General features: G+C 69.4%; 14 protein-coding genes. 9 read left to right on the top strand and 5 right to left on the bottom strand.

All coding sequences use genetic code 11. The features are described from left to right. Window positions 1–17: 17 nt before the first annotated feature. Together FBF36_RS04195 and FBF36_RS04200 are read right to left on the bottom strand one after the other, a co-directional pair. Window positions 18–1,649, bottom strand: coding sequence for an aminopeptidase P family protein (locus tag FBF36_RS04195; RefSeq protein WP_138137211.1), 1,632 nt, complete (start codon window positions 1,647–1,649; stop codon window positions 18–20). A gap of 67 nt (window positions 1,650–1,716) precedes the next feature. Continuing rightward, on the bottom strand, window positions 1,717–2,817 hold the full coding sequence (locus FBF36_RS04200) for a Gfo/Idh/MocA family protein (RefSeq protein WP_009394152.1): 1,101 nt from the start codon (window positions 2,815–2,817) through the stop codon (window positions 1,717–1,719). A gap of 36 nt (window positions 2,818–2,853) precedes the next feature. Between FBF36_RS04200 and FBF36_RS04205 the strand changes: the two genes are divergently transcribed. Next, window positions 2,854–3,699, top strand: coding sequence for a PHP domain-containing protein (locus tag FBF36_RS04205; RefSeq protein ID WP_009394154.1), 846 nt, complete (start codon window positions 2,854–2,856; stop codon window positions 3,697–3,699). 56 nt (window positions 3,700–3,755) lie between these two features. Then, a complete protein-coding gene (locus FBF36_RS04210; RefSeq protein ID WP_009394157.1) occupies window positions 3,756–4,385 on the top strand; it encodes a MarC family protein in 630 nt (209 codons plus the stop codon). 73 nt (window positions 4,386–4,458) lie between these two features. Here FBF36_RS04210 and FBF36_RS04215 read toward each other — a convergent pair whose 3' ends face one another. Then, window positions 4,459–6,126, bottom strand: coding sequence for a DEAD/DEAH box helicase (locus FBF36_RS04215; RefSeq protein ID WP_138137213.1), 1,668 nt, complete (start codon window positions 6,124–6,126; stop codon window positions 4,459–4,461). A gap of 266 nt (window positions 6,127–6,392) precedes the next feature. Here FBF36_RS04215 and FBF36_RS04220 point away from each other — a divergent pair, with 266 nt between their 5' ends. The 3 genes from FBF36_RS04220 (at window position 6,393) to FBF36_RS04230 (ending at window position 9,166) form a co-directional block, all read left to right on the top strand. After that, window positions 6,393–7,070 carry a ferritin-like fold-containing protein gene (locus FBF36_RS04220; protein WP_192574995.1) on the top strand — a complete coding sequence of 226 codons (678 nt, stop codon included), beginning with the start codon at window positions 6,393–6,395 and terminating at the stop codon, window positions 7,068–7,070. 168 nt (window positions 7,071–7,238) lie between these two features. Further along, complete coding sequence (locus tag FBF36_RS04225; protein ID WP_009396290.1) at window positions 7,239–7,898, top strand: hypothetical protein; 660 nt, start codon at window positions 7,239–7,241, stop codon at window positions 7,896–7,898. A 38-nt stretch (window positions 7,899–7,936) separates the two neighbouring features. Next, the gene (locus FBF36_RS04230) at window positions 7,937–9,166 is read left to right on the top strand and encodes an RCC1 domain-containing protein (RefSeq protein WP_009396288.1); all 1,230 of its coding nucleotides are present in this window, start codon (window positions 7,937–7,939) and stop codon (window positions 9,164–9,166) included. An 87-nt stretch (window positions 9,167–9,253) separates the two neighbouring features. Here the strand turns inward: FBF36_RS04230 and FBF36_RS04235 are convergent, their stop codons facing one another. Further along, window positions 9,254–9,442 carry a CsbD family protein gene (locus tag FBF36_RS04235; protein WP_009396286.1) on the bottom strand — a complete coding sequence of 63 codons (189 nt, stop codon included), beginning with the start codon at window positions 9,440–9,442 and terminating at the stop codon, window positions 9,254–9,256. Window positions 9,443–9,702: 260 nt separating this feature from the next. Here FBF36_RS04235 and FBF36_RS04240 point away from each other — a divergent pair, with 260 nt between their 5' ends. Both FBF36_RS04240 and FBF36_RS04245 read left to right on the top strand, forming a co-directional pair. Then, window positions 9,703–11,151 carry a purine-cytosine permease family protein gene (locus tag FBF36_RS04240; RefSeq protein ID WP_009396285.1) on the top strand — a complete coding sequence of 483 codons (1,449 nt, stop codon included), beginning with the start codon at window positions 9,703–9,705 and terminating at the stop codon, window positions 11,149–11,151. Beyond that, a complete protein-coding gene (locus FBF36_RS04245) occupies window positions 11,148–12,032 on the top strand; it encodes a purine-nucleoside phosphorylase (protein WP_009396282.1) in 885 nt (294 codons plus the stop codon). Before FBF36_RS04240 ends, FBF36_RS04245 begins: the two co-directional genes overlap by 4 nt. A 44-nt stretch (window positions 12,033–12,076) precedes the next feature. Here FBF36_RS04245 and FBF36_RS04250 read toward each other — a convergent pair whose 3' ends face one another. Next, window positions 12,077–12,457 carry a nuclear transport factor 2 family protein gene (locus tag FBF36_RS04250; protein WP_009396277.1) on the bottom strand — a complete coding sequence of 127 codons (381 nt, stop codon included), beginning with the start codon at window positions 12,455–12,457 and terminating at the stop codon, window positions 12,077–12,079. 83 nt (window positions 12,458–12,540) lie between these two features. Between FBF36_RS04250 and FBF36_RS04255 the strand changes: the two genes are divergently transcribed. Together FBF36_RS04255 and fumC are read left to right on the top strand one after the other, a co-directional pair. After that, window positions 12,541–13,134, top strand: coding sequence for a TetR/AcrR family transcriptional regulator (locus FBF36_RS04255; RefSeq protein ID WP_034492229.1), 594 nt, complete (start codon window positions 12,541–12,543; stop codon window positions 13,132–13,134). A gap of 97 nt (window positions 13,135–13,231) precedes the next feature. Further along, the gene (gene fumC / locus FBF36_RS04260; protein WP_009396273.1) at window positions 13,232–14,668 is read left to right on the top strand and encodes a class II fumarate hydratase; all 1,437 of its coding nucleotides are present in this window, start codon (window positions 13,232–13,234) and stop codon (window positions 14,666–14,668) included. Window positions 14,669–14,847: the final 179 nt, after the last annotated feature.

Raw genomic sequence — 14,847 nt, forward strand, 5'->3', positions numbered from 1 at the left:
GGTGACCGAGCAGTCAGTCAGGCGATGAGCCCACTGACCCAGGCCTCAACCTCCTCCACGGTGCGGGGCACGTCCTGGGTGAGACGCTCCACGCTGCCGTCCTCGCGCACGACGACGTCGTCCTCGATGCGCACGCCCGTGCCGCGCATCTCGGCGGGCACCAGCAGATCGTCCTCGCGGAAGTACAGCCCCGGCTCGATGGTGAAGCACATGCCCGGCCTGAGCTCGGCCTCCATGTACATCTCGCGGCGCGCCTGGGCGCAGTCGTGGACGTCCAGGCCCAGGTGGTGGCTGGTGCCGTGAACCATCCAGCGCCGGTGGTACTGGCCCTCGGGGGCCAGGGACTCGGCTGCGCTCACGCCCTCGGGCAGCATCCCCCACTCCTCCAGGCGGGCGGCGATCACCTCCATGGCGGCGGCGTGGACGTCCTTGAAGCGGCATCCCGGTGTGCCCGCACGGGCGAAGGCGGCATCGGCGGCGTCCAGAACCGCCTGGTAGATCCGCCGCTGAGCCTCGGTGAAGCGGCCGTCGACCGGGATCGTGCGGGTGACGTCAGCGGTGTAGAGGGAGTCGACCTCGACGCCGGCGTCAACGAGGACCAGCTGGCCGGGCTCGACAGCGCCGTCGTTGTTGATCCAGTGCAGCGTGTTGGCGTGGTTGCCGGCCGCGGCGATCGTGTCATAGCCCAGGCCGTTGCCCTCCTCGCGGGCCTTGGCGCCGAAAGCCCCCTCCAGGACGCGCTCACCGCGCCAGTGGCCGCGGGCGCGGGGGATGGAGCGGATGAGGTCGTCGAAACCGGCCTTGGTGGCGGCGATGGCGGCGCGCAGCTGGTCTATCTCCCAGGGGTCCTTGATCAGGCGCAGCTCGCTGGCGGCCTCGGCCAGGCCGGCGTCGACCTCCGCGGCGGCCTCACCGGTCTGCTGCCCGACCTGCTGGCGGGTGGTGGACACCAGAGCGGTGACGGACTCATCGGCCTCGGCGACGACGCGCAGCCCGACCGCGCCCGGACCGGCGTCCTTGGCCAGCGCATCGGGCAGGGAGTCGATGTGGGCGCAGCGCATGCCGGTGGACGACTCGACCTCCTCCAGGGAGGGGCGCACGCCCACCCACAGCTCGCCATAGCGGGGGTCGCCGTAGAACTCCTGGCTGGAGCGCGAGGCCCGAGGTCGGAAGTAGAGGACCGCCTCGTGCGTCGGGGCGGCACCATCTGCGACATCGATGTCATCGACGTCGTCCGGGGACCCCGCGTCCTGGTCCGCCGAGGTGAGAGGGTCCAGGACGAGCACGGCGTCAGGCTCGAAGTCCGTGCCGGTTCCGGCCAGGTGGGCGAAGGCGCTGTGGGGCCTGAACCGATAGTCGCAGTCGTTGTTGCGCACCTTGAGCGCGCCCGCGGGCAGCACCAGACGCTCCCCGGGGAAGAGCCGCCCCAGGGCCTCACGCCGGGCCGCCGCCCACGGCGCCGCCTCGCTGCGGGCGGGCAGCCCCTCGGGCCGGGGCCCCCAGCCCGAGCCGATGAAGTCCCTGAAGGCCTGGTTGTCGGGCTGTCGGGACCGGTTGGAGCCACGCGCCGACAAGGACTGGGTGGCCTCCTGCGAGGAGGTGGGGGCCTCATCGGACGGATGGTTGTCTGCGGGGGAAGTCGATGCCATAGGGGCATCATCCCACTGTTGAGCCCCTGCCGGCGCTGAGCGGGGCGTTCAGGGGTACTGGGACGGCTCAGCCCTGCTCATCGGCCGGAAAACGCACCCCCACCTGGCGGCGGGCCTCCTGCAGAACCCCGACCGCCGCCACAGAGCGGCTCAGTGGGTGCAGATCGGACTCGCGCGCGCCGGCACGCACCAGGCGGCACACCTCGGCCAGCTCGTAGGCGAGCTGGTGGCCGGAGCCCTGAGCACCGCGTTCGACCGACAGGTCCTCACCCGCACCCGTCACCGCCGCAGGGCCGCGCAGCCCGATGCGCCGGGGCCACTGGCAGTCGTCGATGCTCAGCACATCGTGGTCCCCGGCGAAGCTCGACTCCGTCCCCGGAGAGGTCTTGGAGTGCAGACAGACGACCTCCAACCCGGCGTGCTCACCGGAGTCGTAGGACAGGACCACCGTGCCCCGTGCGTCAACTCCGCACTCCAGCAGCGCTCCCGTGGCCGTCACCCGGTCCGGCTCACCGAAGAGGTGAATGGCCAGGCTCACCGGATAGACGCCCAGGTCCATGAGGGAGCCGCCGCCCAGCGCCGGGTCGAAGGCCGGTGGCAGGCCCCCGGCCCGGTAGGCCTCCATCCGCGAGGAGAACTGCTCCTTGGACAGCACCGCCCGGTGCAGCCGCCCCAGCCGCGGCAGCTGCTCACGCAACCGGGCCACCCCGGGTTCGAAGGCGGACAGCCACGCCTCCATGAGGAAGCGGTCGGCCGTCCGCGCCGCCTCCACCATCTCCTCAGCCTGCGAGCGCGTCAGAGCGAAGGGCTTCTCCACCAGAACGTGGAAACCTGCCTTCAGCGCCGCGATCGCATGCTGCGCGTGCAGGGAGTTCGGGGAGCCCACGTGGATGACGTCGATCGGAGCCGTCGAGCCCGGGCCGTGGGCGTCGAGCATCTCCTCGAGCGAGGCATGGGCATACGGGATCCCGTGTTCGGAGGCGAAGGCGACGGCGCGCTCGAGGTGAGCGGAGGTGACGGACACGAGCTGGGCGGCCGGCTCGTGGGAGACGGCCTCGGCGAACCACCGGGCGATGAAACCGGCCCCGATCACCCCGAAGCGGACTGGGGCGTCGTCGGCGCGACGCGTGGCGGCCGCAGTATCCGTCATGGGGCTCAGCTCACTCATGTCCTCCAGTCTTCCACGTCTCCCTACACTGTCACAGTGCGTATCGACCCCCACACCCACTCGGCCTGCTCCGACGGCACCGACTCGCCCGCCGGGCTCATGGCTCAGGCGGCCGGCGCCGGCCTCGACGTCGTCGGGCTGACCGACCACGACACGATGGCCGGCTGGGACGAGGCGGCCCGGGCCGTCCCGGACTCCGGCGTCGCTCTCCTGCGCGGTACCGAGATCTCCTGCGCCGCCGACGGGGTCACCCTCCATCTGCTGTCCTACCTGCACCGGGCCGACGACGCGGCGCTGGACGCCGCCTTCGCCCGCGCCCGCCGCTCACGTGACAGCCGGGCGCAGCGGATGGTCGAGCGCCTCAGCGAGGACTACCCGGTCACCTGGGAGGACGTCCTGTCCCAGTCCGCCGACTCCCACACGATCGGTCGGCCCCACATCGCCGACGCCCTGGTGGCGGCCGGCTCCTTCCCCGACCGCAACGCCGCCTTCGCCGGGCCGCTCGCCACCGGCTCGCCCTACTACGTCCACCACTGGGCACTGGACCCGGTGGAGGCCTGCCGCCTGGTGCGCGCCGCCGGCGGAGTCCCGGTGGCGGCCCACCCGCGTGCCTCCTCGCGCCAGCGCCGCCTCGTGCCCGATGAGACCTTCGCCGAGATGGCAGAGGCCGGCCTGGCGGCCCTGGAGATGAACCACCGCGACCACGACCCCGAGCAGCGCGAGCAGGTTCGCCTCCTGGCCCGGCGCCTGGGGCTGGGGCTGTCGGGGGCATCGGACTACCACGGCACCGGTAAGCCCAACCGCCTGGGGGAGAACCTCATGCCGCCCGAGCTGCTGGATCGGATCATCGACGAGGGCGCCCTCGACCTCATCCGCCCCTGACTCCCGACCGACCACCGCTTCTGACGCCTGCCAAGTGCCGGTGATAGAACACCACCATGCTGCAGTCCGTCTTCGACTCCACGGTCTTCGCCACGACCTTCATGACGCTCCTGGTCATTCAGGACCCCCTGGGCGCCATCCCGATCTTCCTGTCCCTGACCTCGCGGCAGACCCCCACCGAGCGCGCCGCCTCCGCCCGCCAGGCCACGATCGTCTCCTTCGCCGTCATCGTGCTCTTCGCGGTCTTCGGGCGCTACATCCTGAAGTTCCTGGGCATCTCGGTCCCCTCCCTCCAGGTGGCCGGCGGACTGCTGCTGCTCCTGGTGGCCCTCGAGCTCCTCACCGACAGGGCCGATGAGAGCCCCGATCCCGACGCCGTCACCACCAACGCAGCCCTCGTTCCCCTGGGCACGCCCCTGCTGGCCGGGCCCGGTGCCATCGTCGCGGCGATGGTCGCCGTGGACACCACCGGGGGCGGGGTGGCCGGATGGGTCTCCGTGACGGCCGCGATCATCGGCACGCACATCGCCATCTGGGCCTCGTTGCGCTTCTCCCTGGGGCTCAACCGGGTGCTGGGCACCTCCGGCATCCGGATCCTCACCCGGGTCATGGGGCTGCTCCTGGCGGCCATCGCCGTCCAGATCATGGCCGACGGCGTCTTCGCCTTCCTGGAGACCCGCCTCTGACCCGGGTTCGCCCCGAGAGCCGCCGTCGTTCGGCGGCTGAGACCCGGGTGGGTCTACTCGGTCCTCTCCGGGCCTACTCGCCGGCCGCCCCGTCAACAGGGCGACCGCCGCGAGTGCGCTTACGGGTGCGCTTGCGGCGGGGCTTCGCCTCGCCGTCGGCCGAGCGCCGGGAGCGCTCACCGCGCTTGGCGTCCCTGCCGCCGCGGCCCCGGCCGCGCTCCGCGCGCCCGCCCTGCCGGCCGGACTGCTTGCGACTGCGCCTGCCGGTCTCACCCAGGTCCTCGATCTTCTCGGCGTCCAGTCCCTCCAGGGTGCGCTTGTGGCGGGGGAGACGGCCGGTGACCTTCTCCGGGATCGACAGGTCGGAGAACAGGTGCTCACTGGTGTGGTAGGTCTCCACCGGCTCCTCGATGGGCAGGCCCAGGGCCTTGGCGATGATCCGCCAGCGCGGCACGTCGTCCCAGTCCACGAAGGTGACCGCCGTGCCGGAGTTACCGGCGCGGCCGGTGCGCCCGATGCGGTGGACGTAGATCTTCTCGTCCTCGGGGCACTGGTAGTTGATGACGTGGGTGACGTCGTCGACGTCGATGCCGCGGGCGGCCACGTCGGTGGCCACGAGGACGTCCACCTTGCTGTTGCGGAAGGCGCGCAGTGCCTGCTCCCGGGCTCCCTGGCCGAGGTCGCCGTGGAGGGCCGCGGTGGCGAAGCCGCGGGCGCGCAGGTCGTCGGCCACCCGGGCCGCCGTGCGCTTGGTGCGTGCGAAGATGATGGTGCGTCCGCGGCCCTCGGCCTGGAGGATCCGGGAGACGACCTCCACCTTGTTCATCGAGTGTGTGCGGTAGACGACCTGCTGGACCGTCTGGACGGTCATGCCCTCATCGCCCGGGTCCTGGGCGCGGATGTGGGTGGGGCGGGTCATGTAGCGGCGCGCGAGGGCGACCACGGCCCCGGGCATGGTGGCGCTGAAGAGCATCGTGTGCCGGTCCGTGCGGGTGCGGGCCAGGATCTTCTCCACGTCCGGCAGGAACCCCAGGTCCAGCATCTCGTCGGCCTCGTCCAGGACGACGGTGGTGACGTGAGCCAGGTCCAGCACGCCGCGTTCCATGAGGTCGATGAGACGGCCGGGCGTTCCCACGACGACCTCGGCTCCGCGCTCGAGGTCCTCGATCTGGGGCTCGTAGGCGCGCCCGCCGTAGACCTGGACGATGCGCACGGTGCGCTTCGCGGCCGCCGTGGACAGCTCCTCGGCGACCTGCTTGGCCAGCTCGCGGGTGGGCAGGATGATCAGGGCCTGGGGGCTGCCGGAGGCGGGGTCCTCGTCCCAGCCCTCCTCCCCGGGGCCCAGGGTGTCCATGAGCAGGGGAATGCCGAAGCCCAGGGTCTTGCCGGTGCCGGTCTTGGCCTGACCGATGATGTCCTGCCCCTCCAGGGCCACCGGCAGGGTGAGGGCCTGGATGGGGAAGGGGTGGGTGATGCCCTTGGCGGACAGGGCCTCACAGATCTCCGGCTCGACGTCGAAGTCGGCGAAGGTCTTGCGGCTCAGGTCGGTCCGGTCGCCCTCATCGGTGATGTCGGGAGTGGCCTCGTCCAGGACTGGGGCGTGGGCGCCGGCCGTCTCGATGATCCCGGACGTGGCGTCGGCGGCGCCGGCAGCGGCGCCTGCGCCCTCGACGGCGGTCTGGTTGTCTGTGGAGTTGTTGTCGGGCTCGACGGCGTCGGCCCCGTGCTGCTCGTTGCTCACGAGGTTCCTTGTCTTCTGATCGGGTTGTTCCGGTCCGGCGCGGCTGTCGCTCGCGCGCACAGCTCGGAGTGCGCTGCGTGGGCGTGGGCACCGTCGGATGTGGCAGCCGATCGCGAGTCATATCTGAGTCCATCTGACGACCGGGCAACCGCGGACGCCGTCAGCGTAGCGGGAAAACGTGTTGATGGCCTGCCTGGACGGGGAGGTGCGCCGGCGGCGTGGTCGATGTCACGGCTGCGCGTCACACGTGGCAAGACCTGGATACGATGGTGGTCATGCCTCAGATGCCGACTCCGTCACCTCAGCCCAGCGCCTCCACCCCGATGCAGGTCGGTCCCCACGAGCTGTCCGTCGTCGGCGTCGTCGCGATCTCCAGGACGGCGGCCTGCACCCGGTACGCCAAGGATGCCGACCGGGCTCCGCGGATGACGGCCCGGGTCGACCTGCTGCGCATGAGCGCCTGGGAAGTCGCCTCCTTCGACCGAGTCGTGGAGCTGGCGTCGACTCACGGCATCGACGCCCTGGGGGCGGCCGAGCGCTTCACTGACGTTCTGGGCGACCTCGATGAGCGCCTGCGTCCACTGGACTGGGCCGAGCGTCTGCTCAAGACCTACATCACCTTCGGGCTGCTCATCGACTTCGGCATGGCGCTGAGTGAGTCGTTGGAGGACCCCTTGCGCAGCGGACTCGTCCACGAGCTCAGTCAGGACCCGATCAGCACGTACGCCGTCGCCGAGCTGGAGGCGGTCATCGCAGCCGACCCGCAGCTGGCTGCCCGACTGGGGCTGTGGGGACGGCGCGTCATCGGTGAGGAGATCGGAACCTTTCAGAGGCTCCTGGGACAGTTCCCCGAGCTTCTCGGCTCGATGGCTCAGGAGCAGCTCCACTCGGTGCTGTCCCAGGGGGCCGTCTCACGCATGAGAGGGCTGGGGCTGCGGGTCTGAGCATCTCTCGCCACCCCGCGTGCGGCTGTCATGTGAGGTATCCGACAGTGGGGGTGGTGTCCGTGTCGGCGGCGTGACAGGACCAGGGCTGCGCCGGGTAAGGTGGCCGTATCCGCATCCTTATCACCCGACGTGAGAGCCACCGCTCTCATTTCTGAAGGAGTTCCCATGAAGCGAAGCGTATGGGTGGCCGCGTCCGCGGCCGTCGCCCTGTCCGTCGTCCCGGTCGGTGCGGCTGCTGCTGAGACGGACCCCGCTCCTGCCGCCGAGCAGGCGGCACCGCAGGCCGGTGAGGCCAAGGCTGAGAGCCCGCAGCCCAATACGCCCGCTCCAGCCGTCCCCAACCCTGAGAACAACAAGCCCGCTCCCGCCCCGGCTCCGGCCCCCGCTCCTGCGGACGACGCAGACAAGGCCGACCCCCAGGCCCCCGGTGCCAACAATGCCGCGGTGCAGCAGCAGAACAAGCCGGCGGCTCCGGCCGAGCAGCCCCAGCAGAACCAGGGTGACCAGCAGCAGGGCGATCCCGCCGCCCCCGAGGCCGCTCCCGAGCAGCAGGCCCCTCAGGAGCAGGCGTCCGAGCAGTCCTCTGAGATTGGCGCTCCTGCGGCGTCCGATGAGAGCGCCGCCCAGGGCTCCGCGGATGTCTCCGGTGAGCAGGCCGCGGCTCCCCGTGAGCAGGCCGCGGCTCCTCGCCAGGACGGCGCTGCCGGCGCAGGTCGCTCCACCCTTGCGCAGACCGGTGCGGGGACGACCGCCGCCTGGATGGTGCTGGGCACCGGTGCGACGGGCGCTGCCATGCTCATGGCGCGCCGTAGGCTGACGTACTGACGCGCATCGATCCTTGACGTTGAGGAGAGGTCTGGCCCATGGATGACCGGATGCTCGACGGGGACAGGGTGCTGTGGTTCATTGGCGGCAGTCCTGAGCGTGCTCGGGAGGCCCTCGCCGCCGGACACGCCTGGACGCCCGAGCAGCGTGCGCAGCTCGAACAGATCGCAGCCTCTGCCGGGTATTCCCCTCAGCAGCCCACCGGGTACCCGCCTGCTCAGCAGCAGGTGCCCGCTCAGGAGCCCGCGCCCTCGCACACGGCGCCTGGAAACATAGTGGCCCTTAACAGTGCATTCAGGGGCGACGACGCAGGTGGTGCCACCACGGACCACGGGGCTGCGGGCTACGGGGCTACTCGGTCGACTCAGTCGGCTCAGCAGTCGGCTGCGGCCGGGACCCCCCAGCCGCAGATGGCGACGCCGACGCAGCCTCAACCGCAGGGCTACAGGCTTCAGCCCCTGCCCACGGTGGCCGAGATGGAGGCGCCTCAGGACGCCACCACCCAGCGCTCGAGCAGTGCACCACGCCGCAGGTGGGTCGTCCCGGTCGTGGCGGCCAGCGTGCTCGTCCTCGGGCTGGCCGGCGGTGCTCTGGGAGGGCATTGGCTGTGGCCCGGCAAGGGGAAGGCGACCCCGTCGTCGCCCTCCGCAGCGGTGGCCCCCGCCGCCGCGAAGTCGGCGTCCCTGCGTGCCGGCAGCGGATCCTTCGTCTGCTCCTCCGGTGGCACCGGAGTCTCCTGCTGGGGCGCTGACGCCCAGGCCAACACCCAGGGCGCACGTGTCTCACCGACGGCGGTGCCCGGGCTGGAGAAGGTCAAGGTCTCAGCGCTGAGTGTGGGCAAGGGCTTCGCCGTGGCCGTGGACGACTCGGGCACGGTCTACGCCTGGGGGGCCAACGAGGTCGGCCAGCTCGGCAAGAAGACTGATGAGGCACTGGTCAACCAGGCCGTCGAGGTCGGTAAGCTGCCGGCCGTTCCCACTGAGCTCGTCTCGGGTTACGAGCACACCTGCGCGCTCACCGGGGGAACAGTCTGGTGCTTCGGCTCCAACCGCTACGGGCAGGTCAACGGTGCCGTCTCCGACACCCCGTCGGGTTTGGTGCAGGTGGACAAGATCGACGGGGCCACCCAGATCGGCACCTCCGGCTATGACAGCTGGGCCACTGTCGACAAGGGAACCTGGACCTGGGGGAACAACTCCTGGGGGCAGGCCGACCCCTCGCAGAGCGTCGTCAATGTGGCGCCGACCCTCATTCCTGCAGAAAGCTGACGTCGGTATCCGCAAAAGAAGTCGGCAGAAGGACAGCGCCCAGCCTCCTTCACGAGGCTGGGCGCTCGGCGTATTGCGCGGACGCTACTACTTGTCGCCCTTGAGGCGGTTGACCGCACCCTTGATGGCGTCCTTGGCGTCCTCGGCGACCTCCTTGACCTTGCCCTCAGCCTGCTGGAGCTTGCCCTCGGTCTCGGTCTCCTTGTTGCCGGTGACCTTGCCCGTGGTCTCCTTCGCCTTACCGGCGATCCTGTCGAAGGTTCCGTTGTCGCTCATGAGAGCTCCTTTCCGTGATGAGTCTCCACGAGGGGGAGACGTAAGAGGATGGCTCGACTATACATGTGTGCATCTGAGACGGCACTCAGTATCCAGCGGGAGTTTCTATGGAGATCACCTAGTATGTGTGATACGTCCTATTTTTGGGCTGAGCGGCTCCTCTCGTCCCTCCGGCGTCGTCCGCCACCCCTGACATCCCATAGACTTCGTACACCTCTCATTCGAGAGCGTCCCGATACCGACATTGAGGTCGATCGCCCATGAGCAGTGCACCTGCGGTGGCCCCCGCCGCCACCCGCGTCGAGAACGCCGGTCTTGACATCATCTCCGAGTCCGATCGCAAGGGGCGGCCGAGCGATCTCTTCATGCCCTGGTTCGCGGCCAACATCTCCGTCCTGGGGCTGTCCTGGGGTGCCTGGGTCCTCGGATTCGGACTGTCCTTCTGGCAGGCGGTCGTCGCCGGCAGTGTCGGTGTCATCATCTCCTTCCTCCTGTGCGGTGTCGTGGCTGTCCTGGGCAAGCGAGGCAGTGCCCCCACCCTGGCGCTGTCCCGAGCGGCCTTCGGCTACAACGGCAATCGCCTGTCCGCGGCCCTGTCCTGGATTCTCACGGTCGGCTGGGAGACCGTCCTGTGCGTCTCGGCCACCCTGGCCTCGGCCACGGTGTTCCAGGCTTTGGGCTGGCACAACCAGGTTGGTGCCCAGATCCTCGGCTTCCTGCTCACCGTCGGCCTGGCCGCCAGCGCCGGCATCCTCGGCTTCGAGGCGATTATGAGGGTCCAGACCTGGATCACCTGGGCCACCGGTATCCTCACTATCATCTACCTCGTCCTTGTCGCTCCCCAGATCAGCTTCCGCACACTCCTGGCGCTGCCCTCCGGAGGTCCGGCGGCCTTCATCGGGGCCCTGGTCATGGTGGCCACCGGCTTCGGCCTCGGCTGGGTGAACGCCGCCGCCGACTACTCCCGCTACCTGCCCCGCAAGGCCTCGACGGCCGGCGTCATCGGTTGGACCACGCTGGGGTCGGCGCTGCCCTGCGTGGTGCTCGTCTTCTTCGGCATCCTGCTGGTGGGCTCCGACGCCGAGCTCGGCCAGGCCATCAACACCGACCCCATCGGCGCCCTGACCACGATCCTGCCCGCATGGTTCCTCGTCCCCTTCGCGATCGTCGCCATCCTGGGGCTGGCCGGTGGCATCATCATGGACCTGTACTCCTCGGGCTTGTCGCTTCTGGCGACCGGTCTGCCCGTGCGCCGGCACGTGGCCACCTCCATCGACGCCACCATCATGACTGTGGGCACCATCGCCGTGATCTTCGGGGCCGATGACTTCCTCGGGCCCTTCCAGGGGTTCCTCACCACCCTGGGAGTCGTCATCGCCGCCTGGGCCGGAGTCATGGTCGCCGAGGTCATTCTGCGCAGGCGTGACTACGACGAGGAGGCCCTCTTCACGCCCGACGGCGTCTACGGCTCAGTCAACTGGGAGGCCATCGCCCTTGTGGCTGCCGGTTCCGTCGTCGGCTGGGGGCTGGTCGTCAACTCGGCCGCCTCCTGGTTGTCCTGGCAGGGCTACCTGCTCGGGCCCCTCGGGGGGCGCGACGGGGCCTGGGCCGGAGCCAACCTCGGTGTGCTGGTCGCTCTGCTCATCGGTGTGCTCGGGCACCTCGTCCTCGGCCGAGGCCGGGTCGTCCGCCAGGAGGCCCATTCGTGAACGACACCGTCACAGGCTTCACCCTCGAGCCTGAGCGTCTGGAGGCCCTGAGCGCCTCTGCCGGAGTGCAAGGCCCTGGTCCGGCCATGGAAGGCGCCCATCAGATCGCCCGTCGTACCGGTGTGCCTTGCCACGACCTCCTGGTGGTCCTGGGGTCCGGTACCGCTGACGCCTTGGCCGCTTGGGGCGAGCCGGCCGTGAGCCTGCGTTTGTCCGATCTGCCCGGTGTCCTGGTCCCGGTAGCGCCGGGACATGAGGACCGCCTCGACTTCTATACCGTCGGTCGTGGCCGGAGGATAAGCGGACAAGAGGACGGGGAAGAGCGGCGCGTCCTCGTGGCCCGCGGACGATCCCACCTCTACGAGGGGCACGGGCCCGCGTCGGTGGTCGCCCTGGCACGTATCGCGGCCGCTGCCGGTGTGCGCGGGGCCGTCCTGGTCAACGCCGGTGGCTGTCTGCGCAGCTGGCGGATCGGCGAGGTCATGACGATCACCGACCACCTCAACCTCACCGGCTCCTCGCCCTTCGACGGCCCGGTCTTCACCGACGTTCGCGGCGTGTGGGACGACGAGCTCACCGACATCCTGAGCGGTGTCACAGAAAAGGCAGGCGTCTATGCCGCTCTGCGCGGCCCGGAGTACCAGACCATGGCGGAGGCGCGGATGCTGCAGTCCGTCGGTGCCGACTGCGTGGGCATGTCCACCGTCCTGGAGGCCGTCGCCCTGCACCAGCTCGGTGTGCGCGTGGCCGGCATGAGCATCGTCTCCGACCTGTCCCTCGCGCAGACGCCCACCGAGCCCGACGAGGTCGTCCGCCTCGCGGCTGGCGCGCACACGACGATCGCCGCCGGCATCGAGGCGGTGCTGGCGGCGATGTCCTGAGTGTTCGACGCGAGTCGTGTCGGGGTCCCGTTATCCCTTTCCGGTCAGTTCACGCCCATGAACATGTAGGCGCGCGTCACCTTGCCGTCGACGTCGCGGAAGACGGTGTCGACTCCGCGCCCGACGACATCGCCGCTCGGGGCGGTCATCGACCAGCGCAGCAATAGCGCGTCGCCGGACTCCATGCGCTGGTCATAGCTGAAGGTCAGGCCCTGGCCCGCAATGCGGTCGTTGTGGACACGGCCGATGTGCTCGGCGATGTCGGCTGTCCCTGTGAGGGTCAAGGCGGGTGAGGAGATGTGCAGCGACCCGTGCGGTGCCCACATCTGCTCGATGAGTGCAAGGCGCTTTCCGGCGTCGGGCTCGGTCCAGGTGCTCAGGTAGGCCGCGTCAAAGTCGGCTCCGGAGCGGGTGGTGTCGGTCATGAGTCGTCCTCTCGTCAGGTTAAGTTGACGGTGTCAGCATAACCGGGAAGTTGACTATGTCAACATGTGGGTAGTCTTGGATCGTGAGCCCTCGTGATCCAGGCCCGACGCGCGCCGCCATCCTCGACGCTGCTTCAACGCTGCTCGAGGACAGAGGGCCTGAGTCGGTGACGCTGCGTGCCGTTGGAGAAGCTGCCGGTGTGTCCCGCTCGGCGCCCTATCGTCATTACGCGGATAAGGCCGCGCTCATGCGCGCCCTGGCGGGAAGGACACTGCGGCAGATCGCAGAGCGGATTCGTCGCGGTGCGGAGCGGCATCGGGATACGTGGCAGCGGTTGCGTGCCGGCTGCCGGGCCTATATCGACTACGCAGTCGAGTGTCCCCACCACTACCAGCTGGTCTTCGGGGATGCTCCGATTGCCGAGCCGGACCCAGGACTGGAGGAGGCTGCTGACGACGCCATGGCCGCCGTCGGTGAGCTCGTTGCTCAGGCCCAGGATGCTGGTCTGCTGCGTCCCGGCCCCACCCGCGAGATCGCCACCGTCGTCTGGGTCCTGCTTCATGGACTCGCAGCCCTGCAGATCACGGGGCATCTCCATGAGCCCAGGACCATTGACGGGAACGAGCGTCTTGCGGACCTGCTCGACCTGGCTCTGGAACAGTTCCGGCCGTCATGAGCCACGGCGACGATGCCGTCGGCCGGCAGCGATCTGAGACGTGTCTGGGACGCCGGTCCTCGCACGGCAGGGACCATGAGCGCCTAACCTTGCACCTATGACAACTGATGCAAAGACGCCCAACCAGGCTGTCACGACCCGCACCGAATCCGACTCCATGGGCACCGTTGAGGTGGACGCCAACCGTTACTGGGGGGCCCAGACCGAGCGGAGCCTGCACAACTTCGACATCGGCCGAGAGACCTTCGTGTGGGGTCGCCCCATGATCAAGGCCCTGGGGATCCTCAAGAAGTCCGCCGCCCTGGCCAACGCCGAGCTCGGTGAGCTTCCCGCCGACATCGCCGAGCTCATCGCCAAGGCCGGCGATGAGGTCATCGCCGGTGACCTCGATGCCGAGTTCCCGCTCGTGGTCTTCCAGACCGGCTCGGGCACCCAGTCCAACATGAACTCCAACGAGGTCATCTCCAACCGCGCCATCGAGCTGGCCGGCGGCGAGCGCGGCTCCAAGACCCCGGTCCACCCCAACGACCACGTCAACCGAGGCCAGTCCTCCAACGACACCTTCCCCACGGCCATGCACATCGCCGTCGTCAACGAGCTGGCCGCCATGTACCCGCGCGTCCAGCAGCTGCGCGACACCCTGGACGCCAAGGCCAAGGCCTACGCCGACGTCGTCATGGTGGGGCGCACCCACCTGCAGGACGCCACCCCCATCACCCTGGGACAGGTCTTCAGCGGATGGGTCGCTCAGATCGACTTCGCCCTCGACGGCATCCGCTACGCCGACTCCCGTGCCCGCGAGCTCGCCATCGGCGGGACCGCCGTCGGCACCGGCCTCAACGCCCACCCGAGGTTCGGGGCCCTGTGCGCCAAGAAGATCTCCGAGGAGACCGGCATCGAGTTCACCCAGGCGGACAACCTCTTCGCCGCCCTGGGCGCCCACGACGCCCTGGTTCAGGTCTCCGGCGCCCTGCGGGTCCTGTCCGACGCCCTCATGAAGATCGCCAACGACGTGCGCTGGTACGCCTCCGGCCCCCGCAACGGCATCGGCGAGCTCATCATCCCGGAGAACGAGCCCGGCAGCTCGATCATGCCCGGCAAGGTCAACCCCACCCAGTGCGAGGCCATGACCATGGTGGCCACGAAGGTCTTCGGCAACGACGCCACCGTCGGCTTCGCCGGATCCCAGGGCAACTTCCAGCTCAACGTCTTCAAGCCCGTCATGGCCTGGTGCGTCCTGGAGTCCATCCAGCTCCTGGGTGACGCCTGCGTCTCCTTCGACACCAACTGCGCCTACGGCATCGAGCCCAACACCGAGCGGATCGAGGCCAATCTGGAGACCAACCTCATGCAGGTCACGGCTCTCAACCGCCACATCGGCTACGACAAGGCCTCCAAGATCGCCAAGAATGCGCACCACAAGGGCCTGTCCCTGCGCGAGTCCGCCCTCGAGCTCGGCTTCGTCACCGCCGAGGAGTTCGACAAGTGGGTCGTCCCCATGGACATGACCCACCCCAGCGCCGCTGAGGACTGAGCCTCAGGACTGTCTCTCAAGCCGACGACGGCGCTGCTCTTCCCATGAGGGCGGCGCCGTCGTCGTGCGGTTGAGATGAGTCCGCATCCTGTCGCGGTCATCGTCGGGCGGATGACGACTCACAGAAGCGGTACAGGTGCGTCCCGGGATCGCCCTTGCCTTAAGGTGATGTGCTAGCC

The organism is Actinomyces sp. oral taxon 171 str. F0337 (assembly GCF_005696555.1).
GTDB lineage: Bacteria > Actinomycetota > Actinomycetes > Actinomycetales > Actinomycetaceae > Actinomyces > Actinomyces oris_E.

Bases quoted from the DNA above. Each gene is read 5' to 3' on its own strand.
- FBF36_RS04210 (WP_009394157.1), top strand. From the start codon at position 3,756: ATGCTGCAGTCCGTCTTCGACTCCACGGTCTTCGCCACGACCTTCATG.
- fumC (WP_009396273.1), top strand. From the start codon at position 13,232: ATGACAACTGATGCAAAGACGCCCAACCAGGCTGTCACGACCCGCACC.
- FBF36_RS04200 (WP_009394152.1), bottom strand. From the start codon at position 2,817: ATGAGTGAGCTGAGCCCCATGACGGATACTGCGGCCGCCACGCGTCGC.
- FBF36_RS04235 (WP_009396286.1), bottom strand. From the start codon at position 9,442: ATGAGCGACAACGGAACCTTCGACAGGATCGCCGGTAAGGCGAAGGAG.
- FBF36_RS04195 (WP_138137211.1), bottom strand. From the start codon at position 1,649: ATGGCATCGACTTCCCCCGCAGACAACCATCCGTCCGATGAGGCCCCC.
- FBF36_RS04220 (WP_192574995.1), top strand. From the start codon at position 6,393: ATGGTGGTCATGCCTCAGATGCCGACTCCGTCACCTCAGCCCAGCGCC.
- FBF36_RS04225 (WP_009396290.1), top strand. From the start codon at position 7,239: ATGAAGCGAAGCGTATGGGTGGCCGCGTCCGCGGCCGTCGCCCTGTCC.
- FBF36_RS04230 (WP_009396288.1), top strand. From the start codon at position 7,937: ATGGATGACCGGATGCTCGACGGGGACAGGGTGCTGTGGTTCATTGGC.
- FBF36_RS04250 (WP_009396277.1), bottom strand. From the start codon at position 12,457: ATGACCGACACCACCCGCTCCGGAGCCGACTTTGACGCGGCCTACCTG.
- FBF36_RS04240 (WP_009396285.1), top strand. From the start codon at position 9,703: ATGAGCAGTGCACCTGCGGTGGCCCCCGCCGCCACCCGCGTCGAGAAC.